The organism is Marinobacter sp. MBR-105 (assembly GCF_053628895.1).
The window spans coordinates 1-1,604 of the sequence record NZ_JBRJHG010000052.1 but is presented as its reverse complement, the minus strand read 5'-3'; the positions used below and the strand labels follow the sequence as shown (position 1 = coordinate 1,604).

Sequence of the window (1,604 nt, the reverse complement as noted above, 5' to 3'; positions counted from 1 at the left end):
GGGTGAATGGGTGTCAGATGCTATTATATCGCTCTAAGCCTTGTTATTGCAGGCTTTGGGCGTGAGTTCAGCTCGTTGAAGTCACGGATTCAGGTATTGGTCTATGCCATACACCTTGCTAGTCACAATATTAGGAGTCTGGCTGGGTGTTAGAAAAATCGATTCAAGAATCTATTTTGTGGCTGCCATCATAGTGTTGCTAACAGCTTTATCTGTCACATCTGGCCCCCTCAAAATAATGAGTATCCACATGAATTATATTCCAATTATTTTGGGTGGAATTTTAGGGGCTTATGCCGGAGCGAAAACTTAACAAAGGGGTGAAGCTGACCGGTACTACGCTCCGCTTCGTACCGGCAGCTTACCCAAGGCGTTATACATGAGAAGGAACTCAGATGAGCCTGAAAGATCACTTTGAATTGCTGTCCAACTACAATCAGTGGATGAACTCAAAGGTTTATGAGGCTGCGGCGCACCTCTCTGCAACAGATTTAGCCAAGGACCGTGGGGCCTTTTTTGGTTCCATCCTAGGAACTCTGAATCACATCGTCGTTGGTGACACCGTCTGGCTCAAACGGTTTGCTACCCATCCGTCCTGCCTGAACTCGTTGCGTGAGGTCGCTGATCTTCGAAATCCGACGAGCCTGGATGAGTCAGTCTTCGAGGATCTTGGTAGCTTATCTCAGCATCGGATCTGGTTGGATCGGGAGATTATCAAATGGATATCCGAGCTATCCGAAAGTGATCTGGATTTCGTTCTCAGCTACCACAACACCAAAGGGATTCCGGCCAAGAAACGATATTCAAGCCTGGTTCTTCATTTCTTTAACCATCAGACTCACCATCGAGGCCAAGTTTCTACTTTGCTATCACAGGCGGGTGTGGATATCGGGGTTACTGACCTATTGGCTCAGGTTCCGGATGAAACTCATGTATAACCAGGCCAGTCACGGCGACGTCTACTCCATTGCGGCTTCGCCTTCATTCCGTAGCCGCGCGTGCTGAGCGGCGTTAACCCAAAAACCAACCATCAAGGAGATAGATGGATGAAGCAAAAAAAGGCAGTACATGTAAAGAGCGAACAGGTGAATGTTGAAAAGGGATCAGAATATAAAAAGGTGACGCAGGAAGAGCTAGTAAAATCTGCTCGCAAGACCGAACAAGGGACGATGCTTCGATCAAAAAATAGCAGCGTCATTACGTTTGTGGAGATGGAGTAGTATTGATGGACAAGGAAGTTAGGGTTTTTGTTAGTTCGGAATTCAGGGAAAGTTTAGATAAAGAAAAAATAGATATTTTAGTATCTCGGTTCAAAGAATATAAAAGAACAGGTGTTCCTCATGAAACCTTTGGCCGCGATACCACTTATGATTTTCCCAATAAGGTTAAACAAGCAGGGATGTACCATGTTCATGTAGAAGACAAGACCTCGCGAAATTGGTCTCTCAAAAAAATATCATTCGATAAAACGAGCAATACGGCACTAATTTACTGTGAAGGTTTTTTTAATAGGGAAGGTCTGAATAACTGCTGATATTTGCCCATCTTGGGTTTAAACGGCAAAAAATCGAAGATTCAGACACTATTTTCCCTTTATTTGTGTG

At 44.5% G+C, this 1,604-nt stretch carries 4 protein-coding genes; all 4 read left to right on the top strand.

What is annotated here, in order from left to right; all coding sequences use genetic code 11:
- The first annotated feature begins 103 nt into the window (after nt 1-103).
- Complete coding sequence (locus ACSSVV_RS20940) at nt 104-313, top strand: hypothetical protein (protein ID WP_454106968.1); 210 nt, start codon at nt 104-106, stop codon at nt 311-313.
- An 82-nt stretch (nt 314-395) separates the two neighbouring features.
- A complete protein-coding gene (locus tag ACSSVV_RS20935; protein ID WP_454106967.1) occupies nt 396-938 on the top strand; it encodes a DinB family protein in 543 nt (180 codons plus the stop codon).
- Nucleotides 939-1,046: 108 nt separating this feature from the next.
- A complete protein-coding gene (locus ACSSVV_RS20930; RefSeq protein WP_454106966.1) occupies nt 1,047-1,220 on the top strand; it encodes a hypothetical protein in 174 nt (57 codons plus the stop codon).
- Nucleotides 1,221-1,225: 5 nt separating this feature from the next.
- Nucleotides 1,226-1,534: a type II toxin-antitoxin system YafO family toxin gene (locus tag ACSSVV_RS20925; RefSeq protein ID WP_454106965.1), complete on the top strand. Its 309-nt coding sequence runs from the start codon at nt 1,226-1,228 to the stop codon at nt 1,532-1,534.
- Nucleotides 1,535-1,604: the final 70 nt, after the last annotated feature.

What these genes read in the sequence shown, in the direction of transcription:
- ACSSVV_RS20940 (WP_454106968.1), top strand. Translation starts at nt 104, where the DNA reads ATGCCATACACCTTGCTAGTCACAATATTAGGAGTCTGGCTGGGTGTT.
- ACSSVV_RS20935 (WP_454106967.1), top strand. Translation starts at nt 396, where the DNA reads ATGAGCCTGAAAGATCACTTTGAATTGCTGTCCAACTACAATCAGTGG.
- ACSSVV_RS20930 (WP_454106966.1), top strand. Translation starts at nt 1,047, where the DNA reads ATGAAGCAAAAAAAGGCAGTACATGTAAAGAGCGAACAGGTGAATGTT.
- ACSSVV_RS20925 (WP_454106965.1), top strand. Translation starts at nt 1,226, where the DNA reads ATGGACAAGGAAGTTAGGGTTTTTGTTAGTTCGGAATTCAGGGAAAGT.